This is a genomic window from Dorea chungnamensis, assembly GCF_039832125.1.
In the GTDB taxonomy this organism is placed as follows: domain Bacteria; phylum Bacillota; class Clostridia; order Lachnospirales; family Lachnospiraceae; genus JAFBIX01.
Genome location: NZ_JBDOHT010000012.1, coordinates 58261 through 81193, shown reverse-complemented (window position 1 = coordinate 81193; position 22933 = coordinate 58261). Strand labels below are relative to the sequence as shown.

22 protein-coding genes and 1 tRNA gene are annotated in these 22933 nt (G+C 39.9%); 21 read left to right on the top strand and 2 right to left on the bottom strand.

The window, feature by feature from the left end; translation table 11 throughout:
* Positions 1–11 precede the first annotated feature (11 nt).
* From lepB to ABE613_RS11255, 12 genes are all read left to right on the top strand, one after another.
* Positions 12–581, top strand: a complete 570-nt coding sequence (gene lepB, locus ABE613_RS11310) for a signal peptidase I (protein WP_347376416.1) — start codon at positions 12–14, stop codon at positions 579–581.
* Positions 574–1233, top strand: coding sequence for a ribonuclease HII (gene rnhB, locus ABE613_RS11305; protein WP_347376415.1), 660 nt, complete (start codon positions 574–576; stop codon positions 1231–1233). Before lepB ends, rnhB begins: the two co-directional genes overlap by 8 nt.
* 14 nt (positions 1234–1247) lie before the next feature.
* Positions 1248–1607, top strand: a complete 360-nt coding sequence (locus ABE613_RS11300) for a YraN family protein (RefSeq protein WP_347376414.1) — start codon at positions 1248–1250, stop codon at positions 1605–1607.
* A 12-nt stretch (positions 1608–1619) separates the two neighbouring features.
* Positions 1620–2456, top strand: coding sequence for a peptidoglycan editing factor PgeF (gene pgeF, locus ABE613_RS11295; RefSeq protein ID WP_235233503.1), 837 nt, complete (start codon positions 1620–1622; stop codon positions 2454–2456).
* A gap of 12 nt (positions 2457–2468) precedes the next feature.
* Positions 2469–3350, top strand: a complete 882-nt coding sequence (locus ABE613_RS11290; RefSeq protein WP_235233504.1) for a mechanosensitive ion channel family protein — start codon at positions 2469–2471, stop codon at positions 3348–3350.
* 146 nt (positions 3351–3496) lie between these two features.
* A complete protein-coding gene (locus ABE613_RS11285; RefSeq protein ID WP_347376413.1) occupies positions 3497–4810 on the top strand; it encodes a circularly permuted type 2 ATP-grasp protein in 1314 nt (437 codons plus the stop codon).
* Positions 4792–5484 carry an alpha-E domain-containing protein gene (locus ABE613_RS11280; RefSeq protein ID WP_347376412.1) on the top strand — a complete coding sequence of 231 codons (693 nt, stop codon included), beginning with the start codon at positions 4792–4794 and terminating at the stop codon, positions 5482–5484. The genes ABE613_RS11285 and ABE613_RS11280 overlap by 19 nt, the downstream gene beginning before the upstream one ends.
* Position 5485: 1 nt before the next feature.
* Positions 5486–6259 carry a transglutaminase-like domain-containing protein gene (locus ABE613_RS11275; RefSeq protein WP_235233507.1) on the top strand — a complete coding sequence of 258 codons (774 nt, stop codon included), beginning with the start codon at positions 5486–5488 and terminating at the stop codon, positions 6257–6259.
* On the top strand, positions 6260–7198 hold the full coding sequence (locus ABE613_RS11270; RefSeq protein WP_347376411.1) for a M14 family metallopeptidase: 939 nt from the start codon (positions 6260–6262) through the stop codon (positions 7196–7198).
* Entirely contained in the window at positions 7195–8130 is a 936-nt protein-coding gene (locus ABE613_RS11265; RefSeq protein WP_347376410.1) for a M14 family metallopeptidase, read from the top strand. The genes ABE613_RS11270 and ABE613_RS11265 overlap by 4 nt, the downstream gene beginning before the upstream one ends.
* A gap of 88 nt (positions 8131–8218) precedes the next feature.
* A tRNA-Thr gene (locus ABE613_RS11260) sits at positions 8219–8291 on the top strand.
* A 174-nt stretch (positions 8292–8465) separates the two neighbouring features.
* Positions 8466–9059, top strand: coding sequence for a GTP pyrophosphokinase (locus ABE613_RS11255; protein WP_347376409.1), 594 nt, complete (start codon positions 8466–8468; stop codon positions 9057–9059).
* Between the two features lie 62 nt (positions 9060–9121).
* Here ABE613_RS11255 and ABE613_RS11250 read toward each other — a convergent pair whose 3' ends face one another.
* Both ABE613_RS11250 and ABE613_RS11245 read right to left on the bottom strand, forming a co-directional pair.
* The gene (locus ABE613_RS11250; protein WP_347376408.1) at positions 9122–9919 is read right to left on the bottom strand and encodes an ABC transporter permease; all 798 of its coding nucleotides are present in this window, start codon (positions 9917–9919) and stop codon (positions 9122–9124) included.
* Complete coding sequence (locus ABE613_RS11245) at positions 9912–10679, bottom strand: ABC transporter ATP-binding protein (protein WP_347376407.1); 768 nt, start codon at positions 10677–10679, stop codon at positions 9912–9914. The genes ABE613_RS11250 and ABE613_RS11245 overlap by 8 nt, the downstream gene beginning before the upstream one ends.
* 139 nt (positions 10680–10818) lie before the next feature.
* Between ABE613_RS11245 and ABE613_RS11240 the strand changes: the two genes are divergently transcribed.
* The 9 genes from ABE613_RS11240 (at position 10819) to ABE613_RS11200 (ending at position 22835) form a co-directional block, all read left to right on the top strand.
* Positions 10819–11430, top strand: a complete 612-nt coding sequence (locus tag ABE613_RS11240; protein WP_235233516.1) for an epoxyqueuosine reductase QueH — start codon at positions 10819–10821, stop codon at positions 11428–11430.
* Between the two features lie 117 nt (positions 11431–11547).
* Positions 11548–12927: an argininosuccinate lyase gene (gene argH / locus ABE613_RS11235; RefSeq protein ID WP_235233517.1), complete on the top strand. Its 1380-nt coding sequence runs from the start codon at positions 11548–11550 to the stop codon at positions 12925–12927.
* Between the two features lie 18 nt (positions 12928–12945).
* The gene (asd, locus tag ABE613_RS11230; RefSeq protein WP_235233519.1) at positions 12946–14031 is read left to right on the top strand and encodes an aspartate-semialdehyde dehydrogenase; all 1086 of its coding nucleotides are present in this window, start codon (positions 12946–12948) and stop codon (positions 14029–14031) included.
* Between the two features lie 857 nt (positions 14032–14888).
* The gene (gene ppk1 / locus ABE613_RS11225; protein WP_347376406.1) at positions 14889–17003 is read left to right on the top strand and encodes a polyphosphate kinase 1; all 2115 of its coding nucleotides are present in this window, start codon (positions 14889–14891) and stop codon (positions 17001–17003) included.
* Between the two features lie 18 nt (positions 17004–17021).
* Positions 17022–19055, top strand: coding sequence for a DNA topoisomerase (locus ABE613_RS11220; RefSeq protein WP_347376431.1), 2034 nt, complete (start codon positions 17022–17024; stop codon positions 19053–19055).
* Between the two features lie 24 nt (positions 19056–19079).
* The gene (locus tag ABE613_RS11215; RefSeq protein ID WP_347376405.1) at positions 19080–19745 is read left to right on the top strand and encodes an acyltransferase; all 666 of its coding nucleotides are present in this window, start codon (positions 19080–19082) and stop codon (positions 19743–19745) included.
* A 17-nt stretch (positions 19746–19762) separates the two neighbouring features.
* A complete protein-coding gene (locus ABE613_RS11210) occupies positions 19763–20638 on the top strand; it encodes an NAD(P)-dependent oxidoreductase (protein WP_347376404.1) in 876 nt (291 codons plus the stop codon).
* 66 nt (positions 20639–20704) lie between these two features.
* Positions 20705–21181 carry a methylglyoxal synthase gene (locus tag ABE613_RS11205; protein ID WP_347376403.1) on the top strand — a complete coding sequence of 159 codons (477 nt, stop codon included), beginning with the start codon at positions 20705–20707 and terminating at the stop codon, positions 21179–21181.
* A gap of 124 nt (positions 21182–21305) precedes the next feature.
* Positions 21306–22835: a sodium:solute symporter family transporter gene (locus ABE613_RS11200; protein WP_347376402.1), complete on the top strand. Its 1530-nt coding sequence runs from the start codon at positions 21306–21308 to the stop codon at positions 22833–22835.
* The last annotated feature ends 98 nt before the right edge of the window (positions 22836–22933 follow it).

Here is a 22933-nt window from a genome sequence, read left to right as displayed (position 1 = left end):
GGGATTATAATATGGCAAGGGATAAAAGAAATGAAGAGAAAGAAAGAGGCATTATCCGAGAATTGCTAGGATGGCTTCTGTACATATTGATTATTATTGGACTTACATACGTGATCATTACGTTTGTAGGGCAGAGGACCAGAGTAAGCGGCTCGTCCATGGAGACGACCTTAAGTGACGGTGATAATCTGATCGTGGATAAACTGACGTATCGTTTTAGAGAACCAAAACGCTATGATATTATCGTATTTCCATACCAATATGAGGAAAATACATATTATATCAAACGTATTATCGGGCTTCCAGGGGAGACGGTCCAGGTAATTGATGGATACGTTTATATTGATGGAAACCTTCTGGACAGTGATATCTATGGCGCAGAGGTGATGAATTCACCCGGAATTGCAGCAGAACCAATTACACTGGGAGACGATGAGTATTTTGTATTGGGAGATAACCGTAATCACAGCTCTGACAGCAGAGATCCTAGCGTTGGGGTGTTGAAACGTAAGAATCTGATAGGAAGAGCATGGGTTCGGATCTATCCGTTTGATGAAATGGGAGTTATTAAGCATGAATAAACGAGAAGAGGATAGACTCCGCAAGCAGCAGGAAAAATTAGAGAAGGAACTGGCGCGCATAGAGAGTATGAGTGTATACGAAAGAGAGTATAGTCAGTGCCAGTATATCTGCGGAATTGATGAGGTAGGAAGAGGCCCCCTTGCAGGCCCGGTTGTGGCAGGAGCTGTAATTTTGCCGAAAAATGAGACTATTTTATATTTAAACGATTCGAAAAAGTTGTCGGAGAAAAAGAGAGAAGCTTTGTATGATGAGATTATGGAAAAAGCGGTCGCAACAGGAATTGGAATTGTTAGTCCGGCACGAATTGATGAGATTAATATTCTTCAGGCGACATATGAGGCTATGCGAATCGCTGTTTCCAATCTGAAGGTACATCCGGATATTTTGCTGAATGATGCTGTTACGATACCAGAGGTAGATATTTTGCAAGTTTCGATTATCAAAGGGGATGCAAAAAGTATATCTATTGCTGCGGCCAGTATTATCGCAAAAGTAACAAGAGATCGCATGATGGTAGAATATGATAAAGTGATACCAGGGTATGATTTTGCCAGTAATAAAGGTTATGGAACAAAAGCGCATATTGCTGGTCTGAAGGAGTTGGGACCTTCCCCAATTCATAGAACAACATTTATTAAGAACTTCGTGTAATAAATCGGAGGTATATGAAAAAGAACAGACGGGAAATCGGTACAGAATATGAGAAAAAAGCAGGAGCATATTTAGAAGGGCAGGGATATGAAGTTCTGGAGTATAATTATCGCTGCCGCATGGGAGAGATTGATATCATTGCCATAGATGGAGAATATCTGGTGTTCTGTGAGGTGAAATATCGCTCAGACTCTGGAAGTGGGCACCCGGCGGAAGCTGTTGACTACAGAAAACAACGAGTGATTTCTAAATGTGCATTGTACTATATTATGCGGCATGGATTGCAGGATATAAGCTGCCGCTTTGATGTGGTGAGCATTGAAGGTAATGTAATTACACTGTATAAAAATGCTTTCGATTATATGGGAGAATAGGAGAATCAAGAGATGAGTCTGGGATTAAAATATAAGAATCATGAACACATTTTTGATGAAAAAGAGGTTAATGGTGTGCCATTCCTTACTTATCCACTGCTTGAGCATACTGGTGTTGTAACGCATGGTTTTTCAACCAGGCTTGGAGGTGTCAGTACTGGATATTGCTCAACGATGAATATCAGCACAACCAGAGGTGATGATCCGAAGGCGATTGAAGAGAATAAGAGGAGACTTGCAACGGCAATTGGAGTTGATGCAGATAGTTTTACTTATACGAATCAGACACATACGACGAATGTTGCAGTAGTGGAACCAAAAGACAGAGGCAGACGTTTTTTGGAAACGGACGGATTGGTGACGAACGTACCGGGAATCTGTCTGGTAACGTTTTACGCAGATTGTGTTCCATTGTATTTTGTGGATCCTGTGAAGAAAGCGATTGGATTGAGTCATTCCGGATGGAGAGGTACTGTTCATAAGATGGGAAAAGTTACGGTAGAGACGATGAGAGATGCTTATGGAACGAGGCCGGAAGATGTAATTGCAGCAATTGGTCCATCAATTTGTCAGGATTGTTACGAAGTGAGCGAAGAAGTTATTGAGCAGTTTCGGAATAATTTTGAGAAAAGTTTGTGTTCAGAATTATTCTATCAAAAAGAAAATGGAAAATACCAGTTGAATCTTTGGAAAGCAAACCAGGTTGTATTGATGGAGGCAGGAATTAAGAAAGAACATATAGCAGTGACGAATGTCTGTACACATTGTAATCCAGATATCTTTTTTTCTCATAGAACAACTGGGGAAAAAAGAGGAAACTTAAGTGCACTGCTGGCTTTGAAAGCATAACAGGAGGAAAAGATGGCAACAGAGACAACGAATGAGGTGGCAGAAGTTACACAAGATACGGTAGAAGAGATGAATCAGTTTGTCCAGTATATACAGGACAGTGTTCCTTCGATGATTGGCTTCGGAATCAGAGTTTTGATGGCGTTGGTAGCTTTTTTCATTGGCAGAATGATTATCAAATGGATTCGAAAGATTGTACGCAGATCTTTGGAAAGATCCAATGCCGATAAAGGTGTCGAACAGTTTGTAGATTCTGTTTTAAAATTTGGTCTTTATTTCTTGCTGATATTTAGTCTGGTATCGGAATTGGGAGTTGATACGACTTCAGTGGCAGCGGTGGTCGCTTCTGGTGGTGTGGCAATTGGTCTTGCATTGCAGGGCAGTTTGTCTAATTTTGCTGGCGGTGTTCTTATACTGATTTTGAAACCATTCCAAGTTGGTGATTATATTATTGAAGACACCAATAAAAATGAAGGAACAGTGAAAGAGATTCAGATCTTCTATACAAAGCTTAGTACGATAGATAATAAAACCATTGTCATTCCAAATGGTATGTTGACGAATAGTAGTCTTACCAATGCAACGGCAAAGGACGAAAGAAGACTTGATCTTAAAGTATCCATTTCTTATGAAGCAGATCTGAAGCAGGCAAAATCATTGATTGAAGAAATTCTGCGAAACGATGAAAGTGTCGAGAAGGATGAAGAAATACTTGTATTTGTGGATGAATTGGCAGAAAGTGCGGTAGTTCTCGGTGCCAGAGCATGGGTGAAGAGTGAAGTGTACTGGGAGACCAGATGGCGTGTGCTAGAGAATATTAAGTTGACGATGGATGCTCAGGGTATCGAGATACCATATCCAAAGCTGTCTGTGCATATGGCGAAAAATAATTGACAAATTTTAAACGGACGAGTAATATAATAGTAAGCAAAGGTGCCTGAAAAATCAGGTGCCTTTTGTTATTATTACGGACAAGGATGTTCTTCTTACGGTTAATCCTCTGTAAGGAGAACATTTTTTCGTTTAGGAAGGTGAGAAATATGGAATATCTAGTGAATCATGTCGAAGGAATTAACAAATTACTGGCACGTTATGGGGTCAAGTTTGGAATTTACAAAAATCAGACATTTCATGAACAGCTTTTTCCTTTCGATGCGATACCGAGAATTATTACGAAAGATGATTTTACATTGTTGGAAAAAGGACTTATTCAGAGAGTAGATGCACTGAATCTGTTTTTGAAAGATGTGTATGGAGAAAAGAAGATAATTAAGGATGGAGTGATTCCAGAAGAATTCGTGTTTTCATCTTCCGGATACCTTCCGGAATGTGAAGGTGCCTGCCCTCCGAAGAATATATACAGCCATATTTCAGGAATTGATCTGGTACAGGGAAAGGATGGAAGCTGGTATATATTAGAAGATAATCTCAGAATACCTTCAGGTGCGTCATATCCTCTGATTGCGCGTGAATTGGAACGAAGAGTAGCACCGGAGACTTTCCGGACGAATCCGATCATTGACAATCGTAATTATGCAAAGATGCTGACGGATACGATGGAATATGTTAATACAGGCGGCATCAGGGTCATAATGACACCCGGAAGATACAATGCCGCATATTTTGAACATTCTTATCTTGCAGAACGAACAGGAAGTGTGCTGGCAATGTGCAGTGATTTGTTCGTAGAAAAAAATCAATTATATTACAGGGATTTCCGTGGTGGAAAACAGAAAGTAGGCGTCATTTATCGACGGATTTCAGATGAATATCTTGATCCAATGACGTTCAATCCGGAATCATTGATTGGTGTTCCAAATATCATGGATGTATATCGCTCGGGAAATGTAGCGATTGTAAATGCACCTGGTAATGGAATTGCGGATGATAAAGGTATCTATTATTTTGTACCGAAGATGATCCGGTATTATCTGGATCAAAAACCGATTCTTAAGAATGCGCCGACATATCTTCCGTTTTATGAAGAGGACCGTAAATATGTCCTGGAGAATCTGGACAAGCTGGTTATCAAAGATGTAGCCGAAGCTGGAGGCTACGGAGTTATCTTTGGAAATGAACTGACAAAAGAAAAGCTGGAAGATATGAAAGCGTTAGTTCAGAAAGAAGCCCGAAGGTTTATAGCACAAGAAGTGATTGATTTTCAGGATCTTCACATTATAGAGGGAGACGAACGGGTTCCAAGGAAAGCAGATCTAAGAGCTTTTGTATTATCTGGCGAGAAAACACAAGTTTGGCCGAGTGGGCTAACCAGATTTTCCAGGAATCCGGATTCGTTCGTAGTAAATTCATCACAGGGAGGAGGATTTAAAGACACATGGGTATTATCTCAATAGAAAAACTGGATCATTTGTATTGGTTAGGAAGGTACACAGAACGTGTATATACGACACTGAGAAAATTTTTTCGGGTTTTTGATGATATGATAGAGGCACCGGAAGGAAGCTATACATATTACTGTGAAAGATTGAATATTCCTGATATCTATACATCAAATCAGCAGTTTGCTGAATCTTATCTTTATGGAAAAGATAATCCGGATTCTTTGTATTCGAATATGAACAGGGCTTTTGACAATGCAATTGTTCTTCGGGATGAACTGAGCAGTAATGTGCTCAGTTATATGCAGATGGCACTGGACGTATTTGAAAAAGAGCAGCGTGAGATGGCGCCGCTTCTGGAATTACAGTCAGTGCTTGATGATCTTCTGGCATTCTGGGGATGCGTAGACGATTATGTGGAAGATGAAGAGTGCCGCAATATTATGAAATGCGGAAAATATGTAGAAAGGTTAGATTTATATATTCGTTTGGAGTATCACACAAAAGATATCGAGAAAGAATTCAGTAAACTTACGAATCGTCTGCATAAAACACCGATGTATTATGATGCGGCAACATTAGAAAAAATAGCAGGTATGATTCATGATAAATTATCTTGTCCAGAAAAAATGGCAGGAAGAGATCAGGAACTTCTCGATTGTCTGGGAAATATTATTGAGGTGAGATAACATGAAGTCATTACAGTTCACATACAGGATGGAGTTAAGATTCGATCAGCCTGTATGTGATCATTACTTTGCTTTGCGTTGTGTGCCGACGTCAAATGATGTACAGAAGATACAGATTACAAGTAGATATGTAAGCCCAACAGATAGCCTGGATGAAGTCATTGATGGATTTGGCAATCATAAATATGTGGGTCATTATGCGAATAACCATATGCGGTTTGCATATGAAGTGGAGGGGATGGCTATTGTGTCTGGAATGCAGGTGCAACGTTGTCCGCTTCATCCAATGTATAGATTCCCTTCCAGGTTTACAGAGCCTTCTGAGGAATTAAAAAAATATGGGAATTCTTTGAAAATCACATCGAAAGATCATCTGAAAGCCGCTGTGCAGATTATGGATGCAATCTATCAGGATTTTTCTTATGTTACTGGAAGTACCAATATTCATACGACAGCGGGTGAAGCATGGAAAGGGCGAAAAGGAGTCTGTCAGGACTATGCACATATTATGATTGCGTTGTGCCGTATGAAGGGGATTCCTGCCAGATATGTAAATGGACTTATGATCGGAGAAGGCTATACCCATGCCTGGGTGGAAATCTATACAGGAGAAGGATGGTATGGACTGGATCCGACGAATCATCTGCATGTAGATGATTATTATATAAAATTGGCCCATGGAAGAGATTATGGGGATTGTGTACTGGATAAGGGATTGTTTCGCGGACAGGCCTGCCAGTCACAGAAAATCTATGTAAATGTGGAGGAAATATAGATGGTCGAGACAGTAGTGTCTATGGGACTTCCGGTAGATGAACGTCTGGAAATAAAAAAGAATCGTCTGATGCCGGAAGAGACATCCGATAATATGAAAAGAATTGGGATCGTAACAGGAACGCATGGAGATGAATTGGAAGGTCAATTCGTGTGTTATGAGTTAAATCAAAGGATTCAGAAACACCCAGAATACCTGCATGGAATTGTAGATATATATCCGGCATTTAATCCCTTGGGAATTGATTCGATTACCCGGGGAATTCCCATGTTTGACCTGGATATGAACAGGATATTTCCTGGAAGCGAAGAAGGACCAATGATGGAAACAATGGTAAGTCGTCTGATGTCTGATCTAAAGGGGGCAGATATGTGCATCGATATTCATGCCAGCAATATTTATCTGGAAGAAATGCCGCAGGTAAGAATTAATGAAGAAACAGCAGATCAACTTGTACCATATGCGAGGCTGCTAAATGTAGATTTTGTGTGGATACATGCGGCAGCAACGGTATTGGAGTCCACTTTGGCATATAGTTTGAATATGATCGGCGTACCGACTCTGGTTGTTGAGATGGGTGTTGGCATGCGAATAACAAAAGATTATGGATATCAATTGGTGGATGGAATTTTAAATCTTATGAAAGAAATGGGAATCTGGAGTGGTCCGGTTGAATCTGTCAGAGAGCCGCTGATATCTTCAGACCGGGCAATCGGATTTGTAAATGCAGATCATCCAGGTATCTATCTTCCTGATGCCAGAATCTTTGATGAAGTAATGAGAGGAGATGTGTTGGGAAAAATTGTAGATCCACTGACAGGAAGTGTGCTGGAGGAGGTTAAAGCACCAATTACAGGAAAAGTATTTACCCGGAGAGAATATCCGATTGTATACAGTGGTTCTCTTTTGAATCGGATCCTTGGAGGTGCGGAAGAATGAAAACAGAAGTCATCTATACATTGGACTCTCCATATAGGGAGAAACTGGAAGTTACGGGATATCGTTTTGGCAGCGGAAGAAAATCTGTCTGTATTGTTGGAGCGATTCGAGGAAATGAGGTACAGCAATTATATGTGTGTTCTCAATTGGTGAAAAAATTGAAAGAGCTGGAAATGCATGGTGCGATTGTATCGGATAATGAGATCATGGTAATTCCTTCTGTGAATCATCATGCCATGAATATTGGGAAACGATTCTGGGCAGTGGATAATACAGATATTAACCGTATGTTCCCAGGATATGATAAGGGTGAGACAACACAGCGAATTGCAGCGGGTGTGTTTGAATGCGTAAAAGAATACAGCTATGGAATCCAGTTCGCCAGTTTTTATCTTCCGGGAGATTTTGTACCTCATGTTCGCATGATGGAGACCGGATATCAGAATACGAGTTTGGCAACTTTGTTTGGGCTTCCGTATGTAGTGGTAAGAAAACCAAAACCTATTGATACAACGACATTGAACTATAACTGGCAAGTATGGGAGACCAGTGCTTTTTCAGTCTATACCAGTGAGACTGATGTCGTAGATGAGGAATCTGCACGTCAGGCTGTATCAGCAGTTCTGCGTTTTTTGACAAGGATGGGAATTCTAAGATATAACAGTCATAATGGCTATATTGCCAGCATCATTAAAGAAGAGGAACTAACGATTGTTAAAACCAATGCATCTGGAATCTACCGTCGTCTGAAATCGCCGGGAGAAGAGGTTCATATGGGAGATGTATTAGGAGAGATCTTAGATCCATATGAAGGGGAAGAAATATGTAAAGTGTTAGCACCGACTGACGGTATCATTTTCTTCGCGCACAAAAAACCTCTGGTCACTGAAAGTGAGATTGTGTATAAGTTGATTCGAAGATTACATGAGTAAAATATATAACAATATAGAAAAAAGTTCTTGCAAATATTTTGAAATTCGCTATAATAATATTTGTGACTGCTGATCGTAGCAGCAGAACGCTGGAATAGCTCAGTCGGTAGAGCACTTCACTCGTAATGAAGGGGTCGTCGGTTCAAGTCCGATTTCCAGCTTAAAATAAAACTACAGCTCTTAGATTAGAGTTGTAGTTTTTCTTTTTTTAACATAAATTTGATAGTTGTAACATAGGATTTGCATTATAATAGTATTAGGAAACAGGATAGAGACTGGAGGAATGTAAGATTAAAAAGGAAGTAAAACAAGAGATAGAGCAGATTGCTGAAGATATGGAAAAAGAAAAGTATGAACTGCGCTATCAATATGTAGTGGGAATATTAAAAGCAAAAATCAATATAATAAATGAACAATTGTCACGTGAGTATGGCAGAGAAATTATTCGGGAGGTCAGCAGCAGACTGAAAAAACCAGACAGTATTCACGCAAAATTGCTCCGAAAAGATTATGAAAGGAATTTTGCGGCAGCAAAGAAAAAGCTGAATGATCTGATTGGGATTCGTATCGTGTGTTTATTTCTTGATGATGTGTATAAGGTTGCAGAAATGCTTCAAAAACAGAGTGATGTAGAAGTCATTAAGATTAAGGATTACATCGAAAAGCCGAAGAAGAATGGCTATATGAGTCTTCATATGATTGTTGAGATTCCGATTTATCTCGGGGAACAGTCTGAGATAAAAAGAGCGGAGATTCAGATCCGTACGTCGGCTATGGACTTCTGGTCTGTATTGGATTATCAGTTGATTTATAAGAAGAATGTGTCTGGAGCAGAGGAAGTGGCGAAGGAATTAAAAGGGTATTCCGAAGAGATCGCTGCATTGGATAAGAAGATGATGAAGCTGCGCAATAAAATAGATAAGATATAAGAAATATGTATCAGGAGGTGCGATGTGTTGCATCTCCTGTGTTGCATTATCGAAGAACTCTTCTAATAATGTCTTGTGCACCATGTCTCCAGAAGGCTGATCAACGAATAGAGAAGCATTGCCATGATACATAGAAGAACGATGCTCATCAGAAGCCAATCCATTTTAAATACTTGACTAGAGTAGATAATCAGATATCCAAGACCATTCCTTGCTGCCAGAAATTCTCCAATAATAACACCCACCAGGCAAAGCCCGATATTTACTTTCATATTGCTGATGATCGCAGGTATTGAACTTGGAATGACAACTTTTGTCAATGCCTGAAAGCGGCTGCCCTGTAAGGTGTAGATTAATTTGATCTTTCCTGGATCTACGGTTGTAAAACTGGTATATAGACTTAAGATACTTCCAAAGATCGCCACTGACATACCGGCAACAATAATTGTCGTTTTTGTCGCACCCAGCCATACAATGAGTAAAGGAGCCAGAGCTGATTTTGGGAGACTGTTCAGTACCACCAGATAAGGATCTAAAATTTCAGAAAGCTTACAACTGAACCATAGAGCAACTGCCACCAAGACTCCGATGGCAGTAACTAAGAGGAAGCTTATGATGGTTTCATACAGTGTGATTCCTATGTGAAGAAAAATACTTTTATCAAGCACCATATTCCAGAAACACAGAGCAATTTTGGACGGGCTGCTGAAAATAAATGAATCAATGATTCCTATATTTGCCGTGAATTCCCAGATAAAGAGGAAACTTAGAAGAATCAAGATTCTGGAAATTCGTACAATACGCTGATGTTTTCGGTGATTTAAAAGGTATTGCTGTTGACCTTGAGATAGATCACTCATCTGTATTCAACTCCTTCCAGATTAGATTGAAATATGTTTTAAATTCTGGGGCATTACGTCTGTTTAACGGAGTGTCGGTATCCAGAGTAAAAATTAACGGTATGGTCTGTTTTATTGTTGCTGGTCGTCCGGATAGGATGATGACACGATCTGCCAATGAGATTGCTTCTGACAAATCATGGGTGACAAGAAGTGCAGATTTTCTTTCGTGGCGGATAATCTGACCAATGTCATCACCAACATTAAGGCGTGTCTGGTAATCCAGAGCAGAAAAAGGTTCATCCAGAAGTAAGATATCAGGTTCTAGCACCAAGGTACGTATTAATGCAGCTCTTTGACGCATTCCACCGGATAACTCCGAAGGACGGGAATTCTCAAATTGTTTCAGACCATACATATTGAGTAATTCATGAGCCTTTTCTTTTGTTCGGGCTGTCAGCATATGCTGTACCTCCAGACCAAGAATTACATTGTTATAGATGGTCCTCCATTCAAAAAGTTCATCATGCTGTAACATATAGCCAACATTTGTAGTACTTTCCCGCAGATATTTTCCATTAATTTTTATCAGACCTTTTTCTGGTGTCAGCAGACCGGCAATCAGGGAGAGAAGTGTAGATTTGCCACAGCCGGAAGGTCCTACTATGGATACGAATTCTCCTTTGTTTAGTGAAAAGGATATATCCGTAAGAGCGGGAGTCTCTCCTTCAAGGGTGTGGTAAGCATAGTGGATATGTTTTAATTCTAATACTTGTTCCATAGGAACCTCCTTGGATGACTATATATTATTTTATGTAAATATTGGAAATTCGTGACGGATTGACCTTGTCAGAACCGATGGAAAAAGCTATAATGCAAAAGTATAATACCACGGTCTACTATAAGGAGAAAGGATTCCTATGAATTATCAGAAAGAACTGGAAAAAACAATTCAGCGTCTGGAGAGAGAAGAGAAGGTACCGCGCTTGTTATTGCATAGCTGTTGTGCTCCATGCAGCAGTTATGTGTTGGAATATTTGAGTGATTTTTTCGAAATTACAGTATTTTATTACAATCCTAATATTTTCCCAGAGAGTGAATATACAAAACGGATTCTGGAGCAGCAGACGCTGATTGAGAAGATGAGGACCAGATATCCGGTTTCTTTCATAGCGGGGCAATACGATAAAGAGCGTTTTTATCAGATGGCTGAGGGAATGGAACATATGAAAGAAGGCGGAGTACGCTGCATGAAATGCTATGAATTGAGATTGAGAGAGACAGCTGAGATTGCCAGTCAAGGAGCTTTTGATTATTTTACAACGACTTTGAGTATTAGTCCGATGAAGAACGCAGAACGGTTAAATGAGATTGGAATGAGACTTGCAGAAGAATACGGCGTTTCTTATCTGCAGTCTGATTTTAAAAAGAGAAATGGATATAAACGTTCAATTGAATTATCAAAAGTATATGGTCTTTATAGACAGAATTATTGTGGATGTGAGTTTTCTATTCGGGAAGAAAACCGTTGAGTATAATAGTGGCAATTCATTTATGAAAATACAAAAAAGTACGAAATCATTTGATTTTATGCAAAAATATGATAAAATCGTTTACAGTATATTTTTACGAAAGGAAGAGAAATCCATATGGCACAGTTATGGGGTGGACGTTTTACAAAAGAAACGGATCAGTTAGTATATAATTTTAATGCTTCGATTTCATTTGATAAGAGATTCTATGCGCAGGATATCAAGGGCAGTATTGCGCACGTCATGATGCTTGCAAAGCAGGGGATTCTAACAGATAATGAGAAAGAGCAGATCATCGCAGGCCTGGAAGGAATCTTAAGTGATGTAGAGAATGGAAAGCTTGATATCTCGGAGAAATATGAGGATATTCATAGTTTTGTTGAAGCAACATTGATCGATCGGATCGGGGAACCGGGTAAGAAGCTGCATACCGGAAGAAGCCGGAATGATCAGGTGGCTTTAGATATGAAACTTTATACAAGAGATGAGGTTCATCTCCTGGACAGTCTGGTGAAAGAATTGTTACATGCAATTCTTGCAATTATGGAAGAAAATACAGATACATATATGCCGGGATTTACACATCTTCAGAAAGCACAGCCGATTACACTGGCGCATCATATGGGTGCTTATTTTGAAATGTTCAAAAGAGACCATGAACGGCTGAGAGATATCTATAAGCGTATGAATACGTGTCCGTTGGGGTCGGGGGCATTGGCTGGAACGACATATCCTCTGGATCGGGAATATACTGCAAGCTTGTTAGGCTTTGATGGACCGACGCTCAATAGTATGGATGGTGTTTCTGACAGGGATTATTTGTTAGAACTATTATCCGCATTATCTATTATTATGATGCATTTAAGTAGGTTCTCGGAAGAAGTGATTATCTGGAATTCCAATGAATATAAATTTGTTGAGATTGATGATGCTTACAGCACTGGAAGTAGTATCATGCCACAGAAAAAGAATCCGGATATTGCAGAGCTTGTCCGTGGTAAGACGGGCAGAGTATACGGAGCATTGAATGCATTGCTTACAACGATGAAGGGGATTCCGCTTGCATACAATAAGGATATGCAAGAGGATAAGGAATGGGCTTTTGACGCAATTGATACTGCTAAGGGCTGCCTGACTTTGTTTACAGGAATGCTTCGGACGATGCAGTTTAATAAGGAACGGATGAAAGACAGCGCAAGACATGGATTTACCAATGCAACGGACGCTGCTGATTATCTGGTAAACCATGGAGTTGCGTTTAGAGATGCACACGGAATCGTTGGGCAGCTGGTATTATTGTGCCTGGAGAAAAAGATTGCGTTGGATGAGCTTCCGCTGGAAGAATATAAAAAGATATCTCCTGTATTTGAGGAAGATATCTATGATGCAATTAGTCTGGAAACTTGTGTAAATAAACGAATTACCATTGGTGCACCAGGTAAGAGTGCAATGGATGAAGTGGTTGATGTATATAAGAAATATATGGATGAATACTAAGAGAAGGAGAGAGTGAAGATGGAAAAGAAACTAAGAGTAGGTATTTTAGGAGCAACAGGAATGGTTGGACAGCGTTTTATCTCATTGCTTGAAGATCATCCTTGGTTTGAAGTTGTAACAGTGGCAGCCAGTCCACGTTCTGCAGGAAAGACTTATGAAGAGGCTGTAGGAGGACGCTGGAAAATGGATACTCCGATGCCGGAGGCTGTTAAAAATCTGATTGTATTAAATGTGAATGAAGTAGAGAAGGTTGCTGAAACAGTAGACTTTGTGTTCAGTGCAGTAGATATGACAAAAGATGAAATTCGTGCAATTGAAGAAGCATATGCAAAGACTGAGACCCCTGTCGTATCAAATAACAGTGCACATCGCTGGACACCGGATGTACCAATGGTAATTCCGGAAATCAATATTGAGCACTTTGGTCTGATCGAGACACAGAAAAAACGCCTTGGAACAACACGCGGATTCATTGCAGTAAAACCAAATTGTTCTATCCAAAGCTATACTCCTTGTCTGGCAGCATGGAAGGAATTTGGACCAAAAGAAGTTGTTGCAACCACTTATCAGGCAATTTCTGGTGCAGGCAAGACGTTTAAGGATTGGCCGGAAATGGTAGAGAATATTATTCCATATATCGGTGGAGAGGAAGAAAAGAGTGAGCAGGAACCACTCCGTGTACTTGGAACATTAGAAGACGGTCAGATTACATTGGCAAAAGAACCAAAGATTACTTGTCAGTGTCTGCGTGTCCCGGTATTAAATGGACATACAGCAGCTGTATTCATTAACTTTGAAAAGAAACCTACCAAAGAGCAGTTAATCGAAAAATTAGAGAGTTTCAAAGGATTTCCACAGGAAGCAGAGCTCCCAAGTGCTCCAAAGCAGTTCATCCAGTATCTGGAAGAGGACAATCGCCCACAGGTAAAGATGGATGTAGATTATGAGAATGGTATGGGTGTGTCTATCGGACGTCTGAGAGAAGACAGCATCTATGATTATAAGTTTATTGGACTGTCTCACAACACCGTACGTGGTGCAGCAGGCGGAGCAGTGCTGTGCGCAGAATCCCTGACAGCCAAAGGATACATTCAGGCGAAGTAGGAATTTAGATTAGTTAGTTGGTAATTGGGTGTGTACGGCGAGAGGACGGATGGGATGGTTGCCATTGCGGAGTCCTTCGCTAAGAATCCATAACAGGAAAAGAAGCAGATATTTTGTGACCAGGCTGATTCACCCCGAAATCCTGATGATTTCGAGGCTCAGCAGCCTTTTCAGATTTGGCTTGAGGCCAAATCATCGCACAAAATATCTGCTTCTTTTCCCATAACGGATTCTATCGCTTGTCCAACGAATGGCAGCCATCCCATCCATCTTCTCGCCTGACATCCCCCAAATCCGCAACTTCCTCATCCGGGAGAATTCCTGCGCGTTATGCAGAGGGAAAGATCATAGCAAAGATATGTCAAAAAACTGGCAGAATAACTAACTGATTCTTCCATTGAAATAATGATAAATAGTATAAAACATCGCTCCCCATTGCGCTTCGCGCCAGGAATTCCTCCAGATGAGTTCGTTCAGTATTTGAGAATGTCAGGCGCAAGGAAGCTTGGTAGGCTGGTTGCTATCCGTCTATCCAAGCGTTAGAATCCGTTACAGAAACAAGAGCCGCCATTTCGTGTGAGAATTTGACCTCAAGTCAAATTCGAAAGGACTGCTGAATCGAGAAATTACCCAAATTTCTCGGTGAATCAGTCCGGTCACGAAATTGCAGCTCTTTTTTCTGTTATGGATTCTTGGCGAAGGATACCGGATAGCAACCAGCCTACCAAGCTTCCTTGCGCCGTACACTCTCAATTACCAACTCACTCATCTAAATTCCCATTTCATTCTTCCTTTTGTGATGGTGAAGTGTTAAAATAAAAAAAGATGTTATAGTGAAAAATGCGAGGTATGCAGATATGGACAAAGAGATATACAATTATACGCAAAACAGAGAATTATCCTGGCTTCGGTTTGATCAGAGAGTCCTGGAGGAAGCACAGGATCCAACGGTTCCGCTTTTGGAAAGAATGAAATTTGTTGCAATATTTACCAGTAATTTGGATGAATTTTTTATGATTCGTGTCGGAAGTTTATTTGATATGGCACAGACAGATGCGAATAATAAGGACAGCCGTACTGGTATGACGCCTAAAGAACAATTGGAAAAGATTTATGGGGCAGTTGCACCTCTTTATAAAGAACGGGATAAGACATATGCGGAGATTAAGAAGCAATTGTCGCCGTATGGAATTTGTGGCCTAGATTTTAAAGAGTTAGAACAGTCTGAGAAGAAATATGTGAAAAAGTATTTTAAAGAGCAGGTTCTGCCGATTTTGTCCCCACAGATTGTGGATGCGAATCATCCGTTCCCGCATTTGTTAAATAAAGCCATCTATGTTACGGCAAATTTAAAGCATAAGGAATCAGAAAAAGGGAAGACGACTCTTGGAATCGTTCCGGTTCCACAGTTCGTATCAGATATTTTGGTTTTGCCTGGGCATGATATCCGTTATATTCGCATGGAAAAGGTAATCATGGAATATTTGAATCTTGTCTTTGAACAGTATGAGGTATCGGATGCCAATTATATTTGTGTTACAAGAAATGCAGATGTATCACCGGATGATGAGGCGCTGGAGGTTAATGATGATTTCAGACTTCTGATGAAAGAGACCCTTCATAAACGCCGCAAAATGGCGGTTGTACGATTAGAAATCGCCGAGAAACTGACTGGGGATATGGAGAAGTATTTCTGCGAAAAATTTAATATTACACCGGCACAGATCTTTCGTACCAAGATGCCAATGAAATTGGATTATATTTTTTCGATTGCAGGAAATCTTCCAGAGTCTATGAAACGGTCTTTGACATACATGCCATTTTCTCCGCAGAATTCAGCTCATGTGCAGGATGGAAGTATGATGAAGCAGGTAAAGAAAAGGGATATCCTTTTGTTTTATCCCTATGAGAGCATGAATCCATTCTTGAAATTGATTAAAGAAGCTTCCGTGGATCCAAATGTTTTGACGATTAAGATTACAATTTATCGTCTGGCCAAGAAAGCTCGTCTGGTAGAATATCTGTGTGCAGCGGCAGAAAATGGAAAAGAAGTTACTGTATTGATTGAATTGCGGGCGAGATTTGATGAGCAAAATAATATAGATTGGTCGGAGCGTCTGGAAGAAGCAGGATGCCGGGTCATCTATGGATTTGAGGGATATAAGGTACATTCTAAGATCTGTCTGATTACATACCGGAACCGTAATGAGATCCAGTATATTACACAGATTGGAACTGGTAATTATAACGAGAAAACTGCGACTATGTATACAGATCTGTCTTTGATGACTGCAAATCAGGCAATAGGAAGAGATGCTGCTGAATTTTTCAAGAATATGTCCATAGGTAATCTAAATGGAAACTATGATTATCTGATCGTGTCACCTACAAGTCTGAAGCAGAAAATATTATATTTGATGGATGAGCAGATTAAAAAAGGAAACAATGGACGAATTATTATGAAGATGAATTCTCTTACGGATGTAGATTTTATCCGTAAGGTTTCTGAAGCGTCAAAGGCTGGTGTGAAAGTCGACTTGATTGTCAGAGGAATATGCTGTATACTTCCAGGAGTACCAGGCTATACAGATAATCTGAGAGTAATGAGCGTGGTGGGAAGATTTTTGGAACATCCGCGTATTTTTAGTTTTGGTACGGGGGCAAATCAAAAGATATATATTGGTTCGGCAGATATGATGACGAGAAATACGGAGAAGCGAGTAGAAGTCGCCTGCCCTGTATTGGATGATAATATAAAAAGCCAGATCAACCATTATCTGAAAGTGATGCTTGGTGATAATATCAAGGCCAGAATCTTACAGAGCAACGGAGCTTTTGTAAAGAAGAAAGCATCAGAGCCAATGATTGATTCACAGGCTGTCTTTATGGAAGAGGCAATCCATGCCAAGAAGGAGACGCCAGAGCAGGAAAATGGACTGGGCAGATGGTTGAAAGGGCTCTTGAAGAGATAAGGAGTTTTGATAAGATTTATGGGGAAATCACTGTATATTGCAGAGAAACCGAGTGTGGCACAGGAATTTGCCAAGGCACTGAAGATAAAGACTAGAAGACAAGACGGATACCTGGAGTCAGACGAGGCAATTGTTACCTGGTGTGTAGGACATCTGGTAACAATGAGCTACCCAGAAGAGTATGATCCGAATTTGAAAAGGTGGAGTTTGGAAACTCTGCCTTTTATACCAAAGAAATTTAAATATGAAGTCATTCCGGCAGTATCCAGGCAATATAAGATTGTTGCAGGACTTCTTAACCGAGAAGATGTTGATGTGATCTATGTATGTACTGACTCCGGAAGAGAGGGAGAATATATCTATCGTCTGGTGGAGCAGCAGGCAGGGGTGCATGGAAAGGAACGGCGCCGTGTCTGGATTGATTCTCAGACGGAAGAAGAGATTTTAAGAGGTATTCGGGAAGCAAAAGATCTAAAAGAATATGACAATCTGTCTGCATCAGCTTATTTGAGAGCGAAAGAAGATTATTTGATGGGAATTAATTTTTCCCGCCTTTTGACATTAAAGTATGGCAACAGTATTTCTAATTATTTGAACACCAAGTATTCTGTGATTTCTGTGGGAAGAGTGATGACTTGTGTGTTGGGAATGGTTGTACGACGGGAGAGAGAGATTCGGGAATTCGTAGAAACGCCTTTCTATCGTGTGCTCAGTACGATCGGTGAGCAAGAACAAAGTTTTGAAGGAGAATGGAGAGCGGTCAAAGGGTCTCGTTGGTTTGAGTCTTTCGACTTGTATAAAGAGAATGGATTTAAAGAACGAGAGAAAGCAGAGAATCTGATTACATATTTGAGTGATGAGAAACCTATGCAGTGTCAGATTGTCTCCATTGAAAAGAAAAAAGAGAAGAAGAATCCGCCTTTGCTTTTTAATCTGGCAGAGTTGCAGAATGAATGCTCTAAGCGTTTTAAGATTAGTCCGGATGAGACACTTCGAATTGTACAGGAATTATATGAAAAGAAACTCGTGACTTATCCCAGAACGGATGCGCGAGTGTTGTCTACAGCCGTGGCAAAGGAAATTCATAAGAATCTGAATGGTCTGATGAAGTATCAGCCTGTGGTGCCATATCTTCAAGATATTGTTGCATTGGGAAGTCATAAGGGGTTAGAAAAAACTCGTTATGTGAATGATAAGCAGATTACAGATCATTATGCGATTATTCCGACGGGACAGGGATTGAATGTGTTAGGTACATTGTCTCATCTGTCATGTCAGGTCTATGATTTGATTGTAAGGAGATTCCTGAGTATATTCTATCCTCCGGCAATTTATCAGAAAGTGGCAATTGTGACCAAGATGAAGGAAGAATCTTTTTTTTCGAATTTTAAAGTGCTTGCAGAAGAAGGTTACTTAAAGGTTGCAGGAATTCCGGGACAGAAGAAAACTATTACATCGGATGACGGGCAGGATGAGGAAAAAGATACAGATGCTTCCTTTTTTCAAAAAATACAATCTTTGCGAAAAGGAATGATTTTAGAAGTGCAATCGCTGGATATTAAGGAAGGAAAGACTTCACCTCCGAAACGTTATAATTCTGGTTCTTTGATCCTGGCCATGGAGAATGCAGGACAACTGATTGAAGATGAAGAATTGCGGGCTCAGATTAAGGGAAGTGGTATTGGAACCAGTGCAACACGAGGAGAGATACTTAAGAAGCTGTTCCATAATAAATATCTGGCTTTGAATAAGAAGACGCAGATTGTGACGCCGACGATGCTTGGAGAAATGATCTATGATGTGGTGGATCATTCTATCAAATCTCTTTTAAATCCAGAATTGACTGCGAGCTGGGAAAAGGGATTGAATTATGTTGCAGAAGGCGAGATTACGCCAGATGAATATATGCGTAAACTGGATCATTTTATTGTAAGTAGGACGCAAGGAGTTAAAGAGCTTTATAATCAGAATCAATTGCGCGCCTGTTATGATAAAACAGCACAATTTTATAAAAAATCTAATCAAGGGCGAAAATATTCAAATAAAAAGTAAAATAAATAAAGGAGTTAGAATCATATGAAAGAATTGACAGTAGCGGAATTGTATACGTTGGATGAGACTATTGCAAAAGATATTTTTGAGGGAGTGACCTATCCTTGGGAAGTTCTTCCGAAAATCAGTGCATTTATTCTAAAGTTGGGAGAGACATTGCCGGAGGAGGACTATGATAAAATAGGTGATGATGTGTGGATTGCTAAATCTGCCAAAGTGTTTGAATCAGCTTACATACATGGACCTGCGATTATTGACAAAAATGCTGAGGTAAGACATTGTGCATTTATTCGTGGGAATGCTATCGTAGGGGAAGGTGTTGTTGTTGGTAATTCCACGGAGTTAAAAAATGTGATTTTATTCAATAAAGTGCAGGTCCCTCATTACAATTATGTTGGTGATTCCATTTTGGGATATAAAGCTCATATGGGAGCAGGATCTATCACATCTAATGTTAAGTCAGATAAAAAACTGGTCGTGGTTAAAACACCAGAAGAGAATATTGAGACAGGAATCAAGAAATTTGGTGCAATGCTTGGCGATGAGGTGGAGGTTGGATGTGGAACTGTTTTGAATCCTGGAAGCGTGGTAGGAAGCCATTCCAATATCTATCCACTTTCAAGTGTCAGAGGCTATGTGCCGGCAAATAGTATCTATAAAAGACAAGGAGAGATAGTAGAAAAGAGATAGAGAAAGGAGAATGTATTATGAATAAAATAGGTTTTATTGGCGTTGGCATTATGGGAAAATCTATGGTGCGTAATCTCATGAAGGCTGGATTTGAACTTCATATTTATGCCAGAAATAAAGAAAAGGTAGAGGATGTAATCAGCGAAGGGGCAAATTTCCATGAGTCGATTCGGGATTGTGTAAAAGATTGTGAAGCAGTAATTACAATTGTAGGCTTTCCAAAGGATGTTGAGGAAGTATACTTTGAGGAAGGAAATATTCTGGATAGTGCAGAGTCAGGAGCATATCTGATCGATATGACAACAACAAGTCCGATGCTTGCTGAAAAGATATTTAAAGAGGGGACAGAAAAGGGGTATCACGTACTTGATGCACCTGTGACTGGTGGAGATACCGGGGCAAAGGCAGGAACTCTTTCTATATTGGTTGGCGGTCTGAAAGAGGATTTTGAAAAATGTATGCCATTATTCCAGGCAATGGGAACAAATATAAATTATCAAGGAAATGCAGGATGTGGACAGCATGCCAAACTTGCAAATCAGATTATGATTGCAGGGACTTTGTCGGGAGTCTGTGAGGCTCTGACTTATGCAAAAGCAAAAGGATTAGACCCACAAGTATTCTTGGATTCGGTATCTACAGGAGCTGCAGGAAGTAAGCAGTTAGATATATTCGGACCAAAGATTCTGGCTGGAGATTATGAGCCAGGTTTTTTCCTGAAACATTTTGTAAAAGATATGAAACTTGCGCTTACAGAGGCTAATATGAGCGAACTGAGTTTGGAAGTGTTGAGTCTCGTGCTCGCAAACTATGAGGAATTAGAGGCTGCCGGCTACGGCAATCTTGGAACGCAGGCTCTTATGAAATACTATGCAGAAGCGGGAGAGGAATGATAATTTCTTGTATATGATGAAAAAATGTAGTACGATAAGAAGGACTCATAGAAAGGAGAATAGAATATGTTAGATAATAATTATGTAACATTTGAGATTGGAAAAGCAAAACATATTGCGTTGGTCGCACATGATGGTAAGAAAAAAGAACTGGTAGAGTGGTGCGATAAGAATAAGGAGATCTTAAAAGGACATTTCTTATGTGGAACAGGAACAACTGCAAGATTAATAGCTGAGAAGACTGGACTTCCAGTAAAAGGATATAATAGTGGACCTCTTGGAGGCGACCAGCAGATTGGTGCGAAGATTGTAGAAGGGCAGATTGATTTTATGATCTTTTTGTGGGATCCACTGGAAGCTCAGCCACATGATCCAGATGTAAAAGCATTACTGCGTATTGCGGTTGTATACGACATTCCAGTTGCGAATAATCTGGCAACGGCAGATTTTATGTTGACTTCTAAATATATGGATGGGACATACAGAAGAAAAGTAGAGAATTTTAATAAGACTGTTCAGGAACGTGTGGAGAAAATGAAATAAACAAGCCATTCTTTCATTGACATATAATAGCCTATGTGATACACTACTTTCAGGTCGAACTTTAATACGTTAAAGTGTTGCGGTTTAAAGCGACAAAAAGGGAATGAAAGTTGAGGAGAAGCATATGGTTATTAAAGTGTTATTGCTTATTGTTTTCTTTGCCGTTATGGTTTCGGTAGGAATTTATTCAAGAAAGCATGCAACGAGTGTGGATGGTTATGTATTAGGAGGGCGTTCTGTAGGGCCGTGGCTTACGGCGTTTGCATATGGAACTTCTTATTTTTCTGCGGTTGTATTCGTTGGATATGCCGGACAGTTTGGATGGAAATATGGTCTTGCTTCCACATGGATCGGTCTGGGAAATGCAATCATTGGAAGTCTTTTGGCATGGGTTGTCTTAGGAAGACGTACCAAAGTTATGACGCAACATTTGAATTCCAAGACAATGCCGGATTTCTTTGGAGTGAGATTTGACAGTAAGGCGCTTAAGATCACAGCATCAGCAATTGTATTTATCTTTCTGGTTCCATATACTGCATCTGTATATAATGGATTATCTAGATTATTCGGGATGGCGTTTAATATTCCTTATACATATTGTGTGCTTGTAATGGCTGTATTTACTGGAATTTATGTTATTCTTGGTGGTTATATGGCAACAGCTATCAATGATTTTATTCAGGGAATTATTATGCTTGGTGGTATCATTGCTGTTATTGCAGCTGTTTTAAGCGGAAAGGGTGGATTTATTGCAGCAATCCGTCAGATGGCAGAGATCCCAAGTGATGTGCCGGCGACAATGGGACAGCCAGGTGCATTTACTTCTTTCTTTGGACCAGATCCGCTGAATCTTCTGGGAGTTGTTATTCTGACATCGCTTGGTACATGGGGACTTCCGCAGATGGTCGGCAAATTCTACGCAATCAAAGATGAGAAATCTATCAACACAGGTACAGTTATTTCTACTTTATTTGCTGTTGTCATCTCTGGTGGATGTTATTTCCTCGGCGGATTTGGAAGATTATTCGATAATCCAACCATTTATGCAGAAGACGGAAGTATGATCTACGATGGAATTATTCCATATATGCTGTCAACGCTACCGGATATTTTGATTGGTATTGTTGTAGTATTGGTGTTATCTGCATCCATGTCGACTCTGGCATCATTGGTGCTGACGTCTAGTTCTACATTGACGCTTGATTTTCTGAAAGGTAATGTGATGAAAGATATGGACGAAAAGAAACAAGTACGTACAATGCAGGTATTGGTTGTATTCTTTATTGTATTATCTGTAGTAATCGCATTGGATCCACCGACCTTTATTGCTCAGCTTATGGGTATCTCCTGGGGAGCACTTGCCGGAGCATTTCTGGCACCATTTATGTATGGATTATATTGGAAAGGCGTTACAAAAGCTGCGGTATGGGCAAGCTTTGCATCAGGTGTTGGAATCACAGTTTCCAATATGTTCCTGCATTATATCGCATCCCCAATTAATGCAGGTGCAATTGCAATGATTGTTGGTTTGATTATTGTACCAATTGTTAGTCTGATCACACCAAAGATGAACAAAAAACAAGTGGATGACATATTTGAATGTTATGAAGAGAAAGTAACCATTACAAAAAAGCGTTCTTTGGAGGTAAATTAGAAGCGATTTTCGTCTGATTCCAGAAGAAGAAAAATGAAATGATACGACATTAAAATACATCAAGGAAAGTGATTAAAATTATCACTTTCCTTTTTTGT